The sequence below is a fragment of the bacterium genome (assembly GCA_016789445.1).
In the GTDB taxonomy this organism is placed as follows: Bacteria; Patescibacteriota; Minisyncoccia; order Phycocordibacterales; family UBA2100; genus UBA10103.
Window position 1 is genome coordinate 193987 of sequence record JAEUQT010000002.1, and the last position, 20310, is coordinate 214296.

Here is a 20310-nt window from a genome sequence, read left to right on the forward strand (position 1 = left end):
GATGAAAGGGTGCAATGGCTGATTGGAGTAGACGAGGCTGGGCGAGGTGCGCTCGCCGGACCCGTCTGTGTCGGAGCCGTCCTCTATCCCTCGGATTTCGATTGGCGCGAAATTTTTACGCTCATCACCAAGCGCGGCGAGCCGAAGCTGCGGGATTCCAAGCAGCTTTCCGCGCAGCAACGCGAGATCCTCTATGCGGCTATTACTGCACACGGTCGACTGAGGCATGCGAGCGCACTCGTGGAAGCCGAAGTCATCGATTCGATCGGTATCTCCAATGCAGCGAGAGAAGCTGCTGCGATAGCGGTGCAGCGTCTCGGTATCGGTCCCTCGCGCGTGAAGGTACTGCTCGATGCAGGCCTTTCGGTCTCCTCCGAATGGGATCAGGAATCCTTCGTACGCGGCGACGAGACGATCCCTGCCATCTCTTTCGCCTCGATGATCGCCAAGGTCACCCGCGACACCCACATGGAAGAGCTTGCGGGTACGCATGATCGGTACGGATTCGCCCAGCACAAGGGCTACGGGACGGCAGCGCACACCTTGGCCATCCGCCAACACGGGCTTGTGCCCCTCATCCACCGCAAGACCTTCTTGACAGCCTACGCTTGATTGTCGGCTGATACGGGTGTAGGGTGTTCCAAGCGCCTTATGTTGAGGCGGAAGAGCGAAAGAGGGGATAATGAGTAATCGTCTAACTGCAGCCGCAGAAGATCGGGCCTATTTCGAACGGCATCTTTCCCCGGAGTACAAGACTGCGGAGAATGTGCAGAAGTGCATGTGCGTCGGATGCGATCATTTCGATCAGCATAAATTCGGCGCTCGACGCTGTTCGCGAAGGGCAGAATGCGAGCGGCTGCGGTCTCAAGGTAAAGACGGCTGCTATAAGCGACGTCAGAGAGGCCACACGCTGGTCCTCAAATCTGACATAATTCCTCACGTTCAAAGCGGTGTAGTCCTCTAACTGCACCTTCCAGAGCGACCGGACCCCCGGTCGCTCCTTTCTTTGCTTTTTTCCGGGAAATACGTATACTAGCCGCCTATGGTAGTTCGAATGCGGAGGAACCGCTCACAGACAGCAAAGCGCCGGAGCCATCATGCTCTGAAGGCGGTCCGTGCCACCCGCTGCGAATGCGGGGCACTCCGCCTGCCGCACACCGCCTGCGCGTCCTGCGGTAAGTACAACGGCAAGGTCGTTATCGACGTCGTCGGCCGTGCTGCCCGCACCGCCCGCCGCGACAAGCGCCGCGAGAAGGAGCTCATGGCGAGCGGCCAGAAGGTTGATACAAAAGAAGAAGCAGCGAAGTAATTCGCAACTCCCCACGAAACGGCGCGCCGATGGCGCGCCGTTTCTTTTTCTGTCCACAGTCCGAAAGAAAGGTCGATTTCGGTTGCTCATGCTGCTGAGGTATACTTTCTCCATGAGTTGCTCTTTCCGTCGCGGGACAGTGCTATAAGTATGGCGAACCGACACCTAGCTCGTTCCGTCGTACTCCAGGTCCTCTTCGAAAGAGATGCATCCAACAATGCGATGACGCTTGAAGAAGGCGTCTCCCGTCTCCAGAGCTACGCGGGCGAATTCGGAGCGCGCGAATCCGACCAGCCGTTCATGAAGCAGCTGCTCGGCATGGTGATCGCGAAACAGAAAGAGATCGATACCGTCATCGAGAAGGCTGCTCCGGAATGGCCGCTCGATAAGATCGCCGCGATCGATCGCAACATCCTGCGCCTCGGCCTCTGCGAACTCATCTTCGCCGATCGTACGCAGGTGCCGGCGAAGGTCGCCATCAATGAGGCGATCGAGCTCGCGAAGAATTTCGGCTCCAATTCTTCCGGAAGATTCGTAAACGGCGTCATGGGCGCTGTCTATGTCGAACTCGGCGAGCCGGGCAAGAACGAAGGCACGGCACGTAAGCAGGCTGGCGGCGGCCAGAACATCGGTAAGATGCCGGTCGAGCTTCTTGCGGGTGCCGTCGTCTTCGCGAAACACGAAGGAGAGACGTATCTCGCATTCGTACACGACATCTTCGGCCATTGGACCATCTCGAAAGGGAAGATCCGCGAAGGAGAAACCCTTGAAGAGGGGACGAAGCGCGCGATCAAGGAAGAATTGAATCTCGATGTTGAAATCCGACAGGAACTCGGCGTCAATGAATACACCGCCAACGATCCCGACGTGAAAGGCGGCAAGAAGCGCAAGCGCGTCACCTACTTCCTTGCGGAATCGCCGTTTAATGACATCACGCTCGGCTCTTCCGGCGGTCTCGATGACGCGCAGTGGTTCCCGCTCTCGCAGGTCGGCAGCCTCAACTTCTACGACGATACGCTGAAGATCATCATTCCGGCGATCAACGTCCTCGCCCAGAAAGTCAAAAAGGCAGAGTAGCATTTTGGCCGCACTCGTGGGCATGCTACTGTACCGGCATGGATTTTGCGCCCTTCGAGGCAAAGATAGGATTCACGTTCACCGACAAACGCCTTATCGAGGCGGCATTCACGCACCGTTCCTATCTCAACGAGAACCGTGCAAGCGCGCGCGAGCACAATGAACGCCTGGAATTCCTTGGTGATGCGGTCTTAGAACTCGTCGTCACCGAATTCCTCTATAAGAAGTACCCGGAAAAGCCGGAAGGGGAATTGACCGCGTATCGTGCGGCACTCGTGAATACGAACTCGATCGCTGATGCTGCCGCGAAACTCGGCATGAATGACTTCCTTCTTCTCTCACGCGGCGAAGCGAAGGATACCGGCCGTGCGCGCGGCATCATCCTTGCGAATGCATTCGAGGCGATCATCGGTGCGATCTATCTCGATGCGGGATACGATGCGTCGTACAAGTTCATCGAGGCGCAGCTTTTCCATAAGACCGATGATGTCGTCGAGAAACGCTTGTGGCAGGACGCGAAGAGCCGCCTGCAGGAAATCGCGCAGGAGAAAGTCTCCGTCACGCCGACCTATGAATTGGTGAATCAGTCGGGTCCCGATCACGATAAGCGTTTCGTGGTCGCAGTTTTTCTCGGCTCAACGAAGACCGCGCTCGGCGAAGGTCGCTCCAAGCAGGAAGCAGAGCAGGATGCGGCAGGGAAGGCGCTGACCGCGCGGGGCTGGTAGATGAAGCGCGAGTATTGACAATATTAGAAATCGGCGTAGAATGATATCACTGACATAGAACGTCAGTGTTCTAGATGAGGAGCCGTTTAAATGTGGCTACTGTTCAAAAAGCGTGAAGTTGGTACGCTCAAGTTCTACAACGTGCAAAAAGGCTTTGGCTTCGCTTCGTGCCCCAACGGACCGGACATCCGATTGACGAGGAAGACCTTTAAGGGTCGCGTCGACAAGACCGAGTTCGCCAAGGGTGCCAAGATAAGCTTCAAGGCCTCGGCCAAAGTGCCCAAGGGCAAGACCGCCCGAGATGCCGCGACGTGGAGCATGGCATAACACCTTCAGCTCTGACTCATCAAAAACGGGGACCGCGTTCGCGCGGTCCCTATTTTATTTTGCATGTACACACATATTTTCTCGACATCATCTCCCAAGGCGCGGATACTACGGGTATGTCAGATGAGGGTTTTATGTACCGGAGGCTTAACCGGCCGAAGAAAAACCATTCTCCCAACGATGGGTTGCGGGAGGCTCTCGCAAAGATACGTGCGGAATCCACGACACCTCCGCCGCTTCCGCATGCGGACGTCATTCCTCCACCGTTACCGAAACGAAGAATCGAGAAAGGAATCACTGATCAGGACCGTGAGCGGGCGCGCGATGCGTGGCATCGCGAAGCATCGCGTGGAGCGTTGCTTTCGCGTGTGAAAGCTCATGCGGTTGGTGCGAAGTATGTCCCGCCGATCCTGCCGAATGCGCATCATCAACCTCCGCCGCTTAAGGGATGGGAAGAGCGGATGGAATTAGAGAAGACAAACTTTAAGACGACAGAGCTCGACCTCAAAGCGACATTCCAGAAGACATTCATGCCGAAGCCGCTCAGCGCAGAAGAACTGCGGGAGAATGAAGCTGCGCGCTTGGTTGCACATAAGTTCGCCGCGAAAACTGAGCCTGAGCGTGTTGAGCCGCAGTCCGACATGATCAAACGGCTCGATGCGTGGATTCGTGGAGAAAAAGAGCGTGCACCGCGTCGGAAGCTTGAAGAGCGGCTTTTGCGTAATTTCCCGGCGATGAAAGCTGAGATAACCGGATTCGCTGATGCATCCTCTCGTGCACTGGAGCAGCTCGGAGAGGAGATCGTGCGCGACGCGCGCCGTCACGGTATCGATCGACGCCAGAAATTCATATCTGCGTGGATGCGGGAGAGATTCGATGCTGCGAACAAGACCTACATCACTAAGTTGATGATTCCGATGTGGTCAGGAATCGACCGGATGACCAGTTCACGGACACTTAGATATGCGCTTCCAGCATTTGGTGCGCTGGTGTTGGCGTTTGCGGGCAAGAATGTTCACGATTACCTTCAGGCGCACGCCGACATAGGGGCATCAGTTCCGATGCCGGCAGACGTACTTCCGTCTGAATCGATATCTGCTCCCGCGCAAGGAGTGCATGAGAGCATCGCGTCGCCACCGGTAACGATGGTGAACTCACCGCCACATGAAGTGCCGGATTTCATCCCACAGGATCAATTCTCTGCACCCGATGCAGTAACGCCTGAGGTCGTTGATCATGGGCGCGAGTCAGGTTCGATTGCTGAGCCGATTGAAGTGCAGGGAAATGTAAGCGTCTGGAGCTCTCTCTTGGATGGTCTCGGCGAAAAGGGGATCGATCTGAGCAGTCAGGGCGAGCAGGCGTTTGCCGAAGCGGTGCAGCGCGCCATCGAGGACACCGGTACGCAATCGGCATTCATCGAATACAAAGGCGAAGGTCTTACTGATGTCGCGTGGGACAAGATTCCAGACGGCGCAACGATCCATTTCGATCTGTTGTTCGGGAACCAGGAATTCCTTGATCGATTGAAAGAACTGTTGGAATCATCCGAATACAAGACCTTGGGTAAAGAAATACGGTCCCTTGGCGGCGCGGAATTGTTCATAAGCGATATCCAAGACGCCTTCGGTGTCCAATACCTATGAAATACGACCGCGCAACACTCTATCGTTTCCTCGGTGACGAGACGGTCGATCATATCGTGAAGGAACTGAAGATCGACAAGGATCCGATCGAAGTCCAGACAGAGCTCGTCGACATGCTCAACGAATACATCTTAGATAAGGTCTCGCTGGAGGTCCTGAAAGCCCTGTCGAAGAAGGACCATCAGGCATTCGAGGATTTCATAGGGAGAGGGGACTTGGACGGTCTGCGGGCGTTTTTGGAGGAGCGTATTCCGAATATCGATCGTCTTATCGAGCATGCCGCGACGACCGCCTATGACTCCGTGCGTAGCCGCGCTCAGGAGATCGCTGGTTCCTAGCCATTCCTTGCTACAATAGCTCTCGTGTATCCCGTTAGAAATCGCGGACGCACGAACTTCATGTTGCATTCAAAGGTCGGGCTTTATCCCTATAGCAAAGTACGGTGCGGAGACTCGAACGTGTCCGCGTCCTATTTCTAACGGGATGTACCTCAGATCGATCGAGCTCAGCGGTTTCAAGTCATTCGGCAAGAAGACCGAGCTGGTGTTCGGTTCCCGCATCGCCGCGATCGTGGGGCCGAATGGTTCCGGTAAATCGAACGTCGCCGACGGCTTCCGCTTCGTCCTTGGCGAGCAGTCGATGAAATCGATGCGCGGCAAGCGCGGCGAAGACATGATCTGGGGAGGTTCCCCTGCGCTTCCGCGCATGAATCGCGCGGCGGTGAAGCTCGTCTTTGATAATTCCAAACGTCTGCTCGACATCGATTTCTCCGACGTCATCATCGAGCGCGTCGTGCATCGTGATGGCGCGAATGAGTATCTCCTCAATGGTTCGGTAGTGCGCCTCAAGGATGTCATCCGGCTCCTCGCCGGTGCTAACATCGGTGGCTCGGGCTACCAGATCATTTCCCAGGGCGAAGCAGATCGCATTCTCAATGCATCTCCCAAAGAGCGACGCGAGATGGTGGAGGATGCGCTTGGGCTGAAGCTGTACCAGCACAAGAAAGCAGAATCGGAGCGTAAATTGGCCGAGACCGCGGTGAATATCGATAAGACGAAATCTCTCCGCAGGGAACTCGCGCCACACCTAAAATTCTTGCAGACCCAGGTCGAGAAGATCGAGAAAGCTCGCGAGATGAAGGCTGACCTCGCGTATAAACTCTCTGATTACCTCGCGCGTGAGAATGCCTATCTCGCGATGGAGGCGACAAGGCTTACCGACGAATCAAAGGAACGCGAACACGAGATCAAACAGCTGGAGCATCGTCTGAAAGATGCTCGTGCGGTGAAGGGGGATGGTCCGCAAGAGAATCGCTCGCTCCCGCTTCTGCAGAAGTTGGAATCGCTCCAGAATGAACTAAGTAACGCTCGCCGGAAGCGCGAGGAGATCGTGCGCGAGCTTGGCCGCGCCGAGGGTGCGCTTGAAGCGGTTGCCATCACCGTCGAGACAGGCATACCGGCACCGCAGGTGCGTGAATTCGTACGCGAGATCACGGATTCCATCGAACGCGCCGAAGCGCAGGATGATATCGCCGGAATCCGCGCGCTTCTCTCGCAGCTCCGTGGACGTATCCATGCGTTCATTGACGGTCTCTCTGGTGCGGCACCTGTCACTCATGAAGAAACAAGGCGGGAAGTCGAGCGTCTAACCGAGTCCCTTTCCAAGGCCGAAGCGGAAGAATCGCGTCTCGCAAAAGAAATGGAGCACGTGCGCAGCGAGATCACCAAAGCGCGTGAGGCGTCATTTGCCGCAGAGCGCGAAGAGGTGCGTGTCGAAGCGCAACTGCGCGAATCGCAATCCAAGATGATGGCGCTGCGCAGCGAGTTCGAGCATTCCAAGGATCTGAAACGTCGTTTCGAGGAAGAGGTTCGTGAAGGTATAGCCCTCTTGGGTACGGCGTTCGAGGGATGGAATACGCACGAGGTCCCGCAGGGCGCTCTTTCGGAAGATCGCCGCGAGCAGGAGAAACGCCGCCGTGAGATCGAGCGATTGAAGATCAAGATCGAGGAAGCGGGTGTCGGTGGTGGTGATGCGGTCGTGCGTGAATACAACCAGACGATCGAACGCGATGCATTCCTTCTCAAGGAACTCGACGATCTCGAGAAGTCTGCTCGTGCGCTGCAGGATCTCATCGCGGAATTGGAGAAGACCATCGACGCTCGATTCACCGAAGGCTTGAAGCACATCAATGAGGCGCTCAAGCTCTTCTTCGCGAAGCTTTTCGGCGGCGGCGAAGCGAAGCTCGAGGTGGAAGAGCCGAAGCGTGTCCGACGCGCTCGCGGTGAAGAGATCGACGAGGAAGAAGCGGTCGTCGACGAAGAGGAGGAGCTCTACGCAGGCCTCTCGATCGCGGTCTCGCTTCCGCGCAAGAAGGTGCGCGGATTGGAAGTGCTCTCCGGTGGTGAGCGCGCACTCACCTCGATCGCACTCATCTTTTCCATGTCGCAGGTGAATCCGCCGCCCTTCCTGATCCTCGACGAGACCGATGCCGCCCTTGATGAGGCCAATTCCAAGCGCTACGCGGACATGATCATGGAGCTGGGGAAGAAGAGCCAGCTCATCGTCATCACCCACAACCGCTCGACCATGTCGGCGGCAGGGGAGCTCTACGGGGTCACCATGAGCCAGGACGGGGTGTCCAAGATCCTCTCCGTGAAGCTCGAGGAGGCCGAGCGGGTGGCAAAATAGGGCTCAGTTGACCCGGAACGTATTTGTTGGTAGAGTGCCCCGACATGTTAAAGATCCGATTACAGCGCACCGGCCGCACCAACAACCCGTCCTATCGCGTGGTGGTTACTGAGCACACGAATGGCCCGAAGTCCGGTCGTGCTACCGAGATCCTCGGCTCCTACAATCCTAAGACCAAGGAGCGCACACTCAACGAGGACCGCATCAAGCACTGGCTCAAGAACGGTGCACAGGCTTCCGGCACCATGCACAACATGCTTGTCTCCGTCGGCATCATCGCCGGCAAGAAGATCAACGTCCTCCCGAAGAAGACGGCTCCGAAGAAGGAAGAGCCTGTTGCTGAAGCTCCGGCTGCACCTGTAGCAGAAGCGCCAGCAGCTGAAGAAGCAGCTCCTGAAGCGGCAGCAGAAGAGACTCCTGCACAGGCGTAGTATTGACCCCGTTAGAGAGTGCGTCGGCAGAGCTTGCTGTTCATTAATGAATCGCGATATCCGGATGAGATATTCTCTCTAACGGGGTTGACGCTATGGTGCGAAGGACGCACCATATACTGAATTACCGGTTAGCCATCCTGACATGGAACAAGATCAGAAGTTTCTTGAATACGTCGTTACTTCGCTCGTCGATAATCCGAACGACGTGAAGATCAATCGCACCGTCGACGAAATGGGAGTCCTCCTTACGCTCTCGGTCAACAAAGACGACATGGGCAAGATCATCGGTCGCTCGGGCGCGACGGCGAAAGCCATCCGCACCATCCTCCGTGTCGTCGGTATGAAGAACGAGGCGCGCGTCAATCTCAAGATCGAAGAACCGGAAGGCAGCGAACGCCGCTTCGGTGAAGGGGAGCGCGATCGCTCGGTTGATGATGTCATCAACGATCTGAAGAACGGTCAGTAACCGAAATCCCAGAAAAGAAAAGGCGCCGGAGTGATCCGGCGCCTTCGACGTTGGGAAGGGTCAGGTTGTCGGGACCTTCGCCGCTTCGTCGCGCTTGCGCACGAGTTCGAGGTGACGCTCGGTGCGCTTCCTGCTCAGGAAGATCTTGTCCGCCTTGCGATTGTTACGTCGGGCGTACAGGGGGCCCGTCTTCTTCTTCCCACCGTTGGTAACGGTCATCGTCTGCTCCAAAGAAACACGGCCTCAGTTGGCCGCATCGGTATGTTGACGCATCGAGAGAATCGTGTCAAGAATAGGTCAATGATCCACTTCCATATCGTGACGCTGTTCCCGGAATCCATCGCCGGGTATTTCGCGACATCGATGCTCAAGCGCGCGCAGGAAGACGGCTACATCAAAGTCTCGCTCTACAATCCGAAGGATTTCACGGAGAGCTGGAAGGAGCGTATCGATCGACGCCCCTATGGTGGCGGTCCGGGCATGGTGCTTGCTCCCGAGCCGATGCTCAAAGCGGCAGAGAAGGCGCTCAAGAAAGCAGGGAAAGCGAATGTCACCCGCATCTTCTTCTCGCCGTCAGGTGCGGAGTTCGATGCGAAGATGGCGAAATCTCTGGCGAAGAAGAAACATATCTTGATGATCTGCGGTCACTACGAAGGCGTGGATGCGCGCGTGCAGAAGATATTGAAGGCGAAACCGGTCTCGACCGGTCCCTATGTACTCACGGGCGGTGAATTGCCGGCAGCGACGATGGTCGATGCCATCGCACGACATGTGAAGGGGGTTCTTGGCGACATCAATTCGCTCGAAGAGAATCGCGTCTCCTCTCCGGCGGTCTACACGCGTCCGGCGACGCTCCTATGGAAGAAGCGGAAGTACCATGTACCGGAGGTCTTGAAATCGGGTCATCATGCCAAGATCGACGAGTGGAAGAAGAAGCAACAGGGTTGACGCTCGATACGACGGGTGTACAGTTCCCGCAGATTGCGAGTACGTTTGGTCCGCGATCATCCTTGGAGGGAATTTGATGTCTGAACAGTTCCGATACCTCGCAAATGATGACGAGCCCGACCAGAAGAAGAGCAAGAAGGATGGTGACGTTCTGACAGAAAGTCCCATCCATCTCTTCAAGGGAAGGTCGACGAAGGCGTGGTCATGGAAGGGGCCAGGTATGGCCCCGGACTGCGAAGGGAAGACTTTGCAGCTCCGCTCGTAGGTACCACCTCCGGAAAACGACGCGGGCAGCCCAACTGCCCGCGTTATTCTTGGCCCAAAGTTATCCCCAGAAGGGCTTTGACAGGCCCTGTGGCGCTTGACTCTTGACGTCCGGCCGAATATACTCTCCAAGTACTTTTGATACACGATTGAGTCACGCCCACCCTCCTCACCGGCGAGGGAAGTACGCCTTTTTAGCGGGATTAATAAAATATGGAAGAAGCGCCTAGGGGACGCTGATTCTTTTTTTGTAACAGCCATGGCAAAGAAAACGCGTGCATTGCCTCAGAAGTTCTTCGGCAAGTTCAAGGAGCCGCTCGTGGAGCTTCCTAACTTGGTGGAGAGCCAGCTCGAATCGTTCGAGCAGCTCGTCAAAGACGGGGCCGCAAAGGTCTTCAAGGAGTTCTCTCCGATCAACGACCATGCGGGAAAGAAGTTTTCGCTCACGTTGAGCGATTTTACCTTTGGTCCGGTCCGCTGGGACGAAGAGTATGCGAAGCGCACGATGCGCACCTATGAGGCGCCGCTCAGCGTCGTCGCGAAGCTTAAGAACAAGACCACCGGCTCCGAGAAGGAGCAGGAGATCTTCATCGCGGATTTCCCGTGGATGACGAAGCACGGTACGTTCATCATCAATGGTGTCGAGCGCATCGTCGTCCCGCAGCTCGCACGTTCCTACGGCGTCTTCTTCGAAGCGGTGCCGTACAAGGGCAAGAACTACTTCGCCGCGAAGATCATCCCGTCGCGCGGTGTCTGGATCGAGATCGAATCCGACCCTGATGGCGGCATCTACGTGAAGATCGACCGCAAGCGTCGCTTCCCGGTGACGTCCCTCCTGCGTGTCCTCGGTGCCGAGAACGAGAAGGAGATCCAGGCCCTCTTCAAGGACGAAACCGCACGCGTGGCTATCGCGAACACCCTCACCCACGACACCGCGAAATCGGTGGAGGAGTCGTTCATCGAGATCTACCGCCGTCTGCGCGATGGAGACATCGCGAATGCGGACACCGCGACGGATCACGTCTCGGGACTTCTTTCCGAGGAGCGCTACGATCTCTCGAAGGTCGGTCGCTTCCACTTCAATCGTCGCTTCGATCTCCCGACGGACGAGAAGCATCTCACACGCCAGACCCTCAACCTCGACGATATGGTGCGCATCATCACGCTCATCGCGCAGTCGAACAACAATCCTGACGCGCAGGCAGATGATATCGACCACCTCGGCTTCCGCCGTGTCCGTTTCGTCGGCGAACTCTTGGAGCAGCGCATGCGCATCGGTCTCTCGCGCATGAAGCGCAACATCCAGGACCGCATGGCGATGGTGGATGTCGAGACGACGCTTCCGGTCCAGTTCGTGAACCCGCGTCCGTTCCAGGCATCGATCCGTGAATTCTTCACGACCGACCAGCTCTCGCAGCTCATGCAGCAGTACAACTCGCTCGATGAGATCGAACATCTCCGCACGCTCTCGACCCTCGGTCGCGGCGGTCTCGTTTCGGAACGCGCTGGTCTCGAAGTTCGTGACGTCCACTCGTCCCACTACGGCCGCGTCTGTCCGATCCACACGCCGGAAGGTAAGAACATCGGCCTCGTCCTCCACATGGCGCTCTATAGCCGCCCGAACGAATTCGGCATCATCGAGACGCCGTACGCGAAGGTGGCGAAGGGCAAGCTCACCGGGGAGATCGTGTATATGAACGCGCTCGAGGAAGAGCAGTACTCCATCGCGCACGCGGCGATCCCGCGCACCGAAGACGGCAAGCTCATCCCGGAGACCATCGAGGTCCGCAAGCGCGGCGAGCCGACGATCGTCGCTCGTGAGGAAGTCGATCTCGTCGAGATCTCGACCAACCAGCCGTTCTCCGTCGCGACCTCGCTCATCCCGTTCGTCGAGAACGACGACGCGAACCGCGCACTCATGGGCTCCAACATGCAGAAGCAGGCGGTGCCGCTCATCATTCCTGATGCGCCGCTCGTCTCGACCGGCATCGAAGGTGCAGCAGCGCGCGACTCCGGCCGCCTCCTCCTCGCCGCAGAAGCAGGTGAGGTTACCTACGTCGATGCACGCACCATCAAGGTGAAGAATAACGACGGTAAGACCAAGGAATACGAGCTCGTGAACTTCTCCCGAACGAACGGCTTCACCTCGTTCCATCAGCGCCCATCGGTCGCGGTCGGCGACAAGGTCAAGAAGGGAGGTGTGCTCGCTGATGCGGCTACGTCGGACAACGGCCAGCTCGCGATCGGCCAGAACCTCCGCGTCGCCTTCCTTCCATGGTTCGGTGCGAACTTCGAAGACGCAATCGTCATCTCGGAGCGTCTCGCAAAGGATGCGCGCTTCACCTCCATCCACATGGAGGAGTTCGTCTGCGTCGTGCGCGACACCAAGCTCGGACCTGAGGTCACGACCCACGACATCCCGAACGTTTCTGAATTCAAACTCCGCAATCTCGATGAGGAAGGTATCGTCCGCATCGGTGCAGAAGTCCGCACGGGAGATATCCTCGTCGGTAAGGTGACCCCGAAGGGTGAGACCCAGCTCACGCCGGAAGAACGCCTCCTCCACGCGATCTTCGGTGAGAAGGCAAAGGATGTTAAGGACACCTCGATGCGCATGGAAGGCGGTAAGCGAGGTCGCGTCGTCTCGGTCAAAGTCTTCTCCCGCGAGAACGGCGATGTGCTCGAGTCTGGCGTCATCAAGCGCGTGCATGTTGAAGTCGCACAGCTCCGCACCGTCTCGGTCGGCGACAAGCTCGCAGGCCGTCACGGTAACAAGGGTGTCATCTCCCGCGTGCTTCCTGAGGAAGATATGCCATTCGATGAGAACGGCGAGCCGGTCGATGTGATCCTCACTCCGCTCGGCGTCCCGTCTCGTATGAACCTCGGTCAGATCCTCGAGCTTCACCTCGGTCTTGCCGCTGATTCTCTCGGCTACCAGGCAGTCGTCCCGTCGTTCGCAGGCGCGACGGAAGAAGAGATCATGGAAGAGCTTAAGAAGGCTGGCCATTCAGTAGACGGCAAGCGCACGCTCTTCGATGGTCGCACCGGTGAGCCGTTCGCACAGAAGGTCTCCGTCGGCGTCATGTACATGCTCAAGCTGCACCACATGGTTGAGGACAAGATCCATATGCGTAGCATCGGTCCCTACAGTCTCACCACGCAGCAGCCGCTCGGTGGTAAGGCACAGAACGGTGGTCAGCGTGTCGGAGAAATGGAAGTGTGGGCGTTCCTCGGGTACGGGGCAGCTCACTCACTCCGCGAAATCCTCACGTACAAGTCTGACGACATCCTCGGTCGTTCAGCAGCCTTCGACGCAATCGTCAGCGGCGAGCGCATCAAGGAATCGAATACTCCAGCTACCTTCAATGTCCTCATCCGACACCTGCGTGGTCTCGGTATCGACATGGAATTTAAGAACGATAACGGCGAGAACGCATAACGCATATGTCTACTCCAACCAACATGAAGCGCACGAAGGACACCCTCCCGCAGGACTTCGACGCAATCGAGATGCGCCTCGCATCGCCGGACCGCATCCAGGAATGGTCGTACGGTGAGATCACCAAGCCGGAGACCATCAACTACCGTACGCAGCGTCCGGAGAAGAACGGTCTCTTCGATGAGCGTGTCTTCGGTCCTGAGAAGGACTACGAGTGTTACTGCGGCAAGTATCGCGGTATCCGCTTCCGCGGCATCGTCTGCGAGAAGTGTGGCGTCGAGATCACCCGCGCGATCGTACGCCGTGAGCGCATGGGTCACATCGACCTCGCGACGCCGGTCGCACACATCTGGTTCCTCCGCGGTATCCCGTCCCGCATCGCGCTTCTCCTGGGTCTCAGCGCAGCTGAAGTCGAGAAGGTCGTCTACTTCGCGGGCTACATCGTCACCTCGGTAGACGAAGCAGAACGCTCTCGTCTCCTCAAGGATCTCGACCAGGAGTTCCAGATGAAGCAGAAGTCCGCGACGGCAGATGAGAAGACCCGTCTCAAGGATCTCGCGACGAAGGCGAAGAAGGATATCGAAGGCATCCGTGAGGGCTCGGTCCTCGACGAAGCCGCATACCACCTCTTTGCCGTGAAGTACGGCGCGATGTTCCGCGCAGCGATCGGTCCTGAGGCGCTCTACAACATCCTCAAGAAGGTGAATCTCGATGAGTTCATCGTCCGCTTGAAGGAAGACTTCGAGAACGCTGGTGCAGCGGAGAAGGATAAGTTCCGCAAGCGCTTGGCGCTCGCACAGGCGATGAAGCGTGCTGATGTCCGCCCCGAATGGATGTTCCTCACGCGCCTCCCGGTCGTCCCGCCGGCACTCCGCCCGATGGTCGCCCTCGAAGGCGGTCGTCATGCATCGTCGGATCTCAACGACCTCTACCGCCGTGTCATCAACCGTAACAACCGCTTGAAGCGCCTCCAGGCTATTCACGCACCGGATGTCATCCTCCGCAATGAGAAGCGCATCCTTCAGGAAGCAGTCGACGCACTCCTCGATAACTCGATGCGTCGTGGTGCAGGTGTCCTCGGCATCCTCGGCGGCCGCCGCCGCGCGCTCAAGTCGCTTGCTGATTACCTTAAAGGTAAGCACGGCTATCTCCGTCAGAACCTTCTCGGTAAGCGCGTCGACTACTCGGGCCGCTCGGTCATCGTCGTCGGTCCGGACTTGGCACTCGACGAGTGTGGACTTCCGAAGCACATGGTCTTGGAACTCTTCCGTCCGTTCGTCATCCAGGGTCTTCTTGCACGCGAACACGCATACAACATCCGCGGCGCAGGTCGTCTCATCGAAGATGAGGCTCCTGAAGTCTGGCCGATCCTCGAAGACGCAATCAAGGGCAAGTACGTACTCCTCAACCGTGCACCGACGCTTCACCGCCAGTCGATCCAGGCATTCCGCCCGGTCCTCATCGAAGGTAATGCGATCCAGGTCCACCCGCTCGTCTGTCCGGCGTATAACGCAGACTTCGACGGCGACGCGATGGCGATCCACGTCCCGCTCTCCGAAGAAGCTCAGATGGAAGCGGCGAACATCATGTCCGCAAACAAGAACGTCCTTAAGCCTGGTTCCGGTGACGTCGTCGTCGCGTCCAAGCTTCTCGATATCGTCCTTGGCTGCTACTGGATGACCCGCATCATGGACGGCTCGAAGGGTGAGGGAAGCGCATATCCGTCTCCGAACGCCGCCATCACGGCACACGATTTCGGTGCGATCGATCTGCGCGCGAAGATCCGTGTCCTCCCGACGGAAAGCCCGAAGTACGCGATGTTCGAAGGCAAGCCGTTCGAGACTTCGGTCGGCCGCCTCCTCTTCAACTCCGTCCTTCCGAAGGACTTCCCGTACTTCAATGATGAGATCACGAACAAGAAGATGGGTGCGCTCGTGCATACCCTCGTGAACCACTACTCGCTCGATGGCATCCCGATGATCCTCGACAAGATCAAGGCATTCGGATTCAAGTACGCTACCTACGCAGGTATCACCTGGTCTATCTCCGACGTCCACGTTCCGGAGATCAAGGATGAGCTCATCGATGCCGCGAAGAAGGCGGTCGTGCAGGAGCGTGAAAACTACGAGAACGGTCTTCTTACCGATGAGGAGCGCCGTCGCGCGACCATCGAGATCTGGGGCAAGACTTCCGGCGAGCTTCGTAAGCACGTCCTCGAGGTTCTCGACCCGACGGGACCGGTCCACAACATGATCACCTCCGGCGCTCGTGGTTCTGCGGTGCAGCTCCACCAGATGGCAGGCATGAAGGGTCTCATCACCAACCCGCGTGGAGAGGTCATCGAATTCCCGATCGTCTCATCCCTCAAGGAAGGTTTGACCCCGATCGAGTACTTCACTTCAACCCACGGTGCACGTAAGGGTCTCGCCGACACCGCGCTCAACACGGCACGCGCAGGGTATCTCACCCGCCGTCTCTTCGATGTCGCGCACGACGTCGTCGTCCTCGAACACGACTGTGGCACCAAGGAAGGCGTCCTTATCCCGCGCCCAAGCAAGGAGCAGCTCGGCGGTTCGTTCGCTGATCGTCTCCACGGCCGCGTCCTCGCGGAAACCGTCGAGGCAACCGGTGTTACGTTCAAGCGCAACGCACTCCTCTCTCGCGATGATGCGAAGGCAATCGAGGAATCGGATGCAGCGCAGGCTACCGTCCGTTCCCCGATCACCTGCCGTGTTGCTCGCGGCGTCTGTCAGCTCTGCTACGGCGTCGACCTCGCCAACGGCGATCTCGTCGATATCGGTGAAGCAGTCGGTGTCATCGCCGCACAGGCTATCGGTGAACCGGGTACCCAGCTCACGATGCGTACGTTCCACACCGGAGGCGTCGCAACCGCAGGCGGCGACATCACCATGGGTCTTCCACGCGTCGAAGAAGTATTCGAGACCCGCATGCCGAAGGCTCCCGCAGCTCTCGCTCGCGTCTCGGGTATGATCACCGACATCCAGAAGGACGGTCAGGAGACCATCCTCATCATCACGCCGGATAGCGGCAAGTCGGTGAAGCGTGATACCGAGTACCACATTCCGGCAGCTCGTACGCTCACGGTAAAGGCAGGTGATCACGTTGAGAAGGGTGACTTCATGACGGACGGCTCCGCCGACCTTGATGAGCTCTTCCTCCTCGCCGGCAAGGAGCGCGCGCAGGAGTACGTCATCTCTGAGATCACTCGTATCTACGAGCTCCAGGGTGTCTCGACCTCCCGCAAGCACCTCGAGATCATCGTCAAGCAGATGTTCTCTCGTATCTCCGTCATCTCGGCAGGGGACACGGGCATCTCTGCGGGCGAGATCGTCGCAGACTTCGAATTCGAACGCATCAACAACGTCATGAAGGAGGAAGGCAAGGAACCGGCGAAGGGCAAGCAGCTCCTCCTCGGTATCACCGAAGTCTCGCTCACGCGTGCTTCGTTCCTCTCCGCGATCTCATTCCAGAACACGCCACGCAAGCTCGCTGAAGCTGCGGTTTCCGGTGCCGTCGATCGCCTCGTCGGTCTCAAGGAAAACGTCATCATCGGTCGCTTGATCCCGGCAGGTACTGGTTTCCGTGGTTCCAAGAAGAACACCATGGTCACCGATCTCCAGAACGAGCTCGATGCGCAGGAAGCTGCAATGACTCCGGTTGCGACGGAGACAGAGCAGTCGAACGCGTAATGGCGCGCATATAGACCGCAGAAACCCGGCCTCGCGCCGGGTTTCTGCTTTAGAAGGCAAAGAGGCATAATGACCCCATGGCAGACACCGTCCAGCAGATCAAAGACCCCGGTAGGAAAGCGAAGCTTCCTACGGGGCAGGCCGCCTTTCGATTCATGCTATGAGCGATACCGTTCAACAAATCAAAGATAGGCTGTCCATCGTTGACGTGGTCTCGCAGTACACGAAACTGGAGCGCGCAGGCATGAATCTGCGCTCGCGCTGCCCCTTCCATGCGGAGAAGACGCCGTCATTCATCGTCTCACCGGACCGTGGCACGTATCACTGCTTCGGTTGCGGCGTGGGCGGGGACATGTTCAATTTCGTGCAGCAGATCGAAGGAGTGGACTTCAAAGGGGCGTTGAAGATGCTTGCGGATAAGGCGGGCGTGGAACTCGTCTACTCGAAAGGCGAGGAGAAAGATGAGAAGGACCGGCTCTTTGAAGCGATGGAGGCGGCGACGATCTTCTACCAGTCGCGCCTTACGGACGACGCGAAGAAATATCTCAAGGACCGCGGCGTAGAGGAGGAGACGGCGCGCGCCTTCCGTGTGGGGTGGGCGGGGGACGGCTGGACGGAATTGAGCGATCACTTGAAGGGGAAGAAGTTCACCGAGAAAGAGCTCATCGATGCGGGGCTCGCGAAGAAGGGCGATAAGGGTTTGAGCGATAAGTTCCGTAACCGCATCATGTTCCCGATCGCGGATACCGCAGGGCGTGTGGTCGCGTTCTCAGGCCGCACATTCGGTCCGAATGCGCATCCGGATGCGCCGAAGTATCTCAACTCTCCGGAGACGCCGCTCTACCACAAATCACGCATCCTCTACGGCTTCGATCGGGCGAAGCAGATCATCCGCAAGCACGGCTTCGCGGTCCTCGTGGAAGGGCAGATGGATCTCATCATGAGCCATCAGGCGGGATTCGCGAATGCGGTCGCGGTTTCCGGCACTGCCTTCACGGTGGAGCATGCCGCGCTCATCAAGCGCATGAGCGAGAATCTCGTCATCGCGCTCGATGCCGACGAGGCAGGGTTCAAGGCGGCAGCGCGCTCGGCACGTGCATCTCTGCAGCAGGGCATGAATGTGAAAGTCGCCCAACTGCCGGATGGCTCCGATCCGGCCGATCTCATTCTGAAAGAAGGACCGGACGCGTGGCGAGAGCGCATCCGCGATGCGAAGGACATCATCACGTTCCTCTTGGATGTTTTGGAAAAGCGCGCGAAGGATAAGGACGCTTTCCGTCGCACCGTGGAGGCGGCGGTCTTGCCGTTCCTCGCCGATGTGCAGAGTCCTATCGCCAAAGAGCAGTACCAGAAAGAGATCGCGGAGCGCTTGGGTGTTTCCTCGACCGCAGTTGCCTCGGCAACGAAGCTCGTGAAGCAGGAACCGGCGCCGGTTGTAAAGAAAGAAGACGTGCGCCCGGCGGATGCGCCGCATCGCATCAAGCAGGCGTATGGGCTTCTCTTGTGGCAGGAGTCGATGAAGGTGCCCGCGATCGATACGGAGAAGTACGCAAAGGATCTTGAAGAGGCGATCGGTACAGAGGATATGTCGGAGCTTCGCCGCATGTCGCTCGGCGACAAGGACGCACTTATTTTCTTCGTGGAGCAGCTCCACGGGAAGAACGGCAACTTGAAGCGGGACATCCAGACTTTGTTGAACATCCTTTGTCGCGAGAGATTGCAGCGTGATCTTGCCGCGAACACCGAGGCCATGAAAGCGGCGGAGGGTGCCGGCGACGAGGCGCTCATCGATGAGCTCGCACAGAAGTCACGCCTCCTCACCACCCAGATTGCTAAAATAGCTAAAGAAGGGTAGAATACATATGTCTCGTCCTTCATAGGAATTTCAATAGGTTAGGTGTAAAAACTATGAAAACGAGATTGAGAGAACCCCTACAAGGGGATTCTCGCTTTGCATATGGCCAAGAAGAAAACCACGAAATCCGCAAAAGCCAAGAAAGCTAAGGCAGCACCTAAGAAGAAGGTGGCGGCTGTCGTGCGCAAGAAGAATCCGAATGCCAAGGCACCCCGCGTCGTCGAGAAGCTTCCGTCCAAGAAAGTGGTGAAGGTGAAGCCGGCGCTGAAGGGTACGGCGAAGTACAAGGAGGAGGCACGCGTGAATGCGCTTATCGTCCTCGGTAAGGAGCGTGGTTACATCACCTACGATGAGATCCTCCGCGAGTTCCCGCAGATCGAAGACAATGTCGTGCTTCTCGAAGAGATGTACGAGAAATTCGGTACCGCCGGTATCGATGTCTTGGAAGGCGGCAACATGCTCGAGGATACGTCCGCACAGGATATCCTTGAGAAGAAGAAGCTCCAGAACCGCCGCTCCGATTCTTCATACGACAGCGTGCAGATGTACCTGCGCGAGATCGGTCAGTATCCGCTTCTCAACGCGCACATGGAGCGCGAGCTTGCGCAGCGCATCCTCGACGGCGACGATGAGGCGCGCTCGATCCTTGCCCGCTCCAACCTCCGTCTCGTCGTCTCCATCGCGAAGAAGTACGTGAACCGCTCGCCGGACCTCACGCTTCTCGATCTCATTCAGGAAGGTAACCTCGGCCTCTTCAAGGCCGTCGATAAGTTCGACTACACCAAGGGCTTCAAGTTCTCCACCTATGCGACGTGGTGGATCCGCCAGGCGATCACTCGTGCACTCGCAGATCAAAGCCGCACCATCCGTATTCCGGTCCACATGGTGGAAACCATCGCGAAGTACAAGCAGAAGGTGCGCGAGCTCTCGCAACACCTCGGCCGTGATCCGCTTCCGGAAGAAATCGCCGCGGAGATGGGTATCGAAGTGGAGAAGATCTACACCATCCAGAAGATCAATCAGGACACCGTCTCCCTCGAATCGCCGGTAGGTGAGGACGACGACGAGCGCTCGACTCTCGGCTCATTCATCGCCGACGAGACCATCTCCAGCCCTGATATGGACGCTTCCCGCCGTATCCTCAGCGAGCAGATGGGCGCTATCCTCGACGAACTTTCTCCAAAGGAACGCAAGATCCTCGAGATGCGCAACGGCCTTACGGAAGACGGCATCTGCTACACCCTCGAAGAGGTGGGTCGTGAATTCGGCGTCACCCGCGAACGCATCCGCCAGATCGAGGCCAAAGCCCTCGAACGCATCCGCTTCCACGAGCGCGCTAAACAATTGAAGAGTTACTAAGCAATGGGCGAGAAGGGTGTATGCGTCGGGCCGAACTTATCGTTCGAGTCCGTTTTGCTATGTATC

The 20310-nt window shown here is 57.6% G+C and carries 17 protein-coding genes; 16 read left to right on the top strand and 1 reads right to left on the bottom strand.

The genetic code is table 11. The annotated features are described in order from the left end of the window. Positions 1–9: 9 nt before the first annotated feature. The 10 genes from JNK62_02870 to JNK62_02915 all read left to right on the top strand — a co-directional run bounded on the left by JNK62_02870 (position 10) and on the right by JNK62_02915 (position 8669). Positions 10–612: a ribonuclease HII gene (locus tag JNK62_02870; protein ID MBL8158448.1), complete on the top strand. Its 603-nt coding sequence runs from the start codon at positions 10–12 to the stop codon at positions 610–612. A 430-nt stretch (positions 613–1042) separates the two neighbouring features. After that, the gene (gene rpmF / locus JNK62_02875; protein MBL8158449.1) at positions 1043–1309 is read left to right on the top strand and encodes a 50S ribosomal protein L32; all 267 of its coding nucleotides are present in this window, start codon (positions 1043–1045) and stop codon (positions 1307–1309) included. Positions 1310–1459: 150 nt separating this feature from the next. Then, positions 1460–2386, top strand: coding sequence for a transcription antitermination factor NusB (nusB, locus tag JNK62_02880; GenBank protein ID MBL8158450.1), 927 nt, complete (start codon positions 1460–1462; stop codon positions 2384–2386). Between the two features lie 38 nt (positions 2387–2424). Continuing rightward, positions 2425–3111 (top strand): ribonuclease III, encoded by a 687-nt coding sequence (gene rnc, locus JNK62_02885; GenBank protein ID MBL8158451.1) that lies wholly within the window; start codon positions 2425–2427, stop codon positions 3109–3111. Between the two features lie 90 nt (positions 3112–3201). Then, positions 3202–3438, top strand: coding sequence for a cold-shock protein (locus tag JNK62_02890; protein MBL8158452.1), 237 nt, complete (start codon positions 3202–3204; stop codon positions 3436–3438). Positions 3439–3572: 134 nt separating this feature from the next. After that, a complete protein-coding gene (locus JNK62_02895; protein ID MBL8158453.1) occupies positions 3573–5081 on the top strand; it encodes a hypothetical protein in 1509 nt (502 codons plus the stop codon). Then, entirely contained in the window at positions 5078–5419 is a 342-nt protein-coding gene (locus JNK62_02900; protein MBL8158454.1) for a hypothetical protein, read from the top strand. Before JNK62_02895 ends, JNK62_02900 begins: the two co-directional genes overlap by 4 nt. Positions 5420–5564: 145 nt before the next feature. Further along, positions 5565–7769 carry an AAA family ATPase gene (locus JNK62_02905; protein ID MBL8158455.1) on the top strand — a complete coding sequence of 735 codons (2205 nt, stop codon included), beginning with the start codon at positions 5565–5567 and terminating at the stop codon, positions 7767–7769. A gap of 44 nt (positions 7770–7813) precedes the next feature. Then, entirely contained in the window at positions 7814–8200 is a 387-nt protein-coding gene (gene rpsP / locus JNK62_02910) for a 30S ribosomal protein S16 (protein ID MBL8158456.1), read from the top strand. Between the two features lie 145 nt (positions 8201–8345). Then, entirely contained in the window at positions 8346–8669 is a 324-nt protein-coding gene (locus JNK62_02915) for a KH domain-containing protein (protein ID MBL8158457.1), read from the top strand. A 60-nt stretch (positions 8670–8729) separates the two neighbouring features. Here JNK62_02915 and JNK62_02920 read toward each other — a convergent pair whose 3' ends face one another. Further along, positions 8730–8888, bottom strand: coding sequence for a hypothetical protein (locus JNK62_02920; protein ID MBL8158458.1), 159 nt, complete (start codon positions 8886–8888; stop codon positions 8730–8732). 84 nt (positions 8889–8972) lie between these two features. On the opposite strand from JNK62_02920, the gene trmD reads away from it, so the two are divergent. The 6 genes from trmD to JNK62_02950 all read left to right on the top strand — a co-directional run bounded on the left by trmD (position 8973) and on the right by JNK62_02950 (position 20244). Next, a complete protein-coding gene (trmD, locus tag JNK62_02925) occupies positions 8973–9617 on the top strand; it encodes a tRNA (guanosine(37)-N1)-methyltransferase TrmD (protein ID MBL8158459.1) in 645 nt (214 codons plus the stop codon). Between the two features lie 76 nt (positions 9618–9693). Then, on the top strand, positions 9694–9882 hold the full coding sequence (locus tag JNK62_02930) for a hypothetical protein (protein ID MBL8158460.1): 189 nt from the start codon (positions 9694–9696) through the stop codon (positions 9880–9882). Between the two features lie 258 nt (positions 9883–10140). Continuing rightward, entirely contained in the window at positions 10141–13320 is a 3180-nt protein-coding gene (locus JNK62_02935) for a DNA-directed RNA polymerase subunit beta (protein ID MBL8158461.1), read from the top strand. A 23-nt stretch (positions 13321–13343) separates the two neighbouring features. Next, positions 13344–17030, top strand: a complete 3687-nt coding sequence (rpoC, locus tag JNK62_02940; protein MBL8158462.1) for a DNA-directed RNA polymerase subunit beta' — start codon at positions 13344–13346, stop codon at positions 17028–17030. A 160-nt stretch (positions 17031–17190) separates the two neighbouring features. After that, the gene (dnaG, locus tag JNK62_02945; GenBank protein MBL8158463.1) at positions 17191–18885 is read left to right on the top strand and encodes a DNA primase; all 1695 of its coding nucleotides are present in this window, start codon (positions 17191–17193) and stop codon (positions 18883–18885) included. 102 nt (positions 18886–18987) lie between these two features. Further along, complete coding sequence (locus JNK62_02950) at positions 18988–20244, top strand: sigma-70 family RNA polymerase sigma factor (GenBank protein ID MBL8158464.1); 1257 nt, start codon at positions 18988–18990, stop codon at positions 20242–20244. Positions 20245–20310: the final 66 nt, after the last annotated feature.

Coding starts and splice junctions, on each gene's coding strand:
- rpmF (MBL8158449.1), top strand. CDS start 1,043: ATGGTAGTTCGAATGCGGAGGAACCGCTCACAGACAGCAAAGCGCCGG.
- nusB (MBL8158450.1), top strand. CDS start 1,460: ATGGCGAACCGACACCTAGCTCGTTCCGTCGTACTCCAGGTCCTCTTC.
- rnc (MBL8158451.1), top strand. CDS start 2,425: ATGGATTTTGCGCCCTTCGAGGCAAAGATAGGATTCACGTTCACCGAC.
- JNK62_02890 (MBL8158452.1), top strand. CDS start 3,202: ATGTGGCTACTGTTCAAAAAGCGTGAAGTTGGTACGCTCAAGTTCTAC.
- JNK62_02895 (MBL8158453.1), top strand. CDS start 3,573: ATGTACCGGAGGCTTAACCGGCCGAAGAAAAACCATTCTCCCAACGAT.
- JNK62_02900 (MBL8158454.1), top strand. CDS start 5,078: ATGAAATACGACCGCGCAACACTCTATCGTTTCCTCGGTGACGAGACG.
- JNK62_02905 (MBL8158455.1), top strand. CDS start 5,565: ATGTACCTCAGATCGATCGAGCTCAGCGGTTTCAAGTCATTCGGCAAG.
- rpsP (MBL8158456.1), top strand. CDS start 7,814: ATGTTAAAGATCCGATTACAGCGCACCGGCCGCACCAACAACCCGTCC.
- JNK62_02915 (MBL8158457.1), top strand. CDS start 8,346: ATGGAACAAGATCAGAAGTTTCTTGAATACGTCGTTACTTCGCTCGTC.
- JNK62_02920 (MBL8158458.1), bottom strand. CDS start 8,888: ATGACCGTTACCAACGGTGGGAAGAAGAAGACGGGCCCCCTGTACGCC.
- JNK62_02930 (MBL8158460.1), top strand. CDS start 9,694: ATGTCTGAACAGTTCCGATACCTCGCAAATGATGACGAGCCCGACCAG.
- JNK62_02935 (MBL8158461.1), top strand. CDS start 10,141: ATGGCAAAGAAAACGCGTGCATTGCCTCAGAAGTTCTTCGGCAAGTTC.
- rpoC (MBL8158462.1), top strand. CDS start 13,344: ATGAAGCGCACGAAGGACACCCTCCCGCAGGACTTCGACGCAATCGAG.
- dnaG (MBL8158463.1), top strand. CDS start 17,191: ATGAGCGATACCGTTCAACAAATCAAAGATAGGCTGTCCATCGTTGAC.
- JNK62_02950 (MBL8158464.1), top strand. CDS start 18,988: ATGGCCAAGAAGAAAACCACGAAATCCGCAAAAGCCAAGAAAGCTAAG.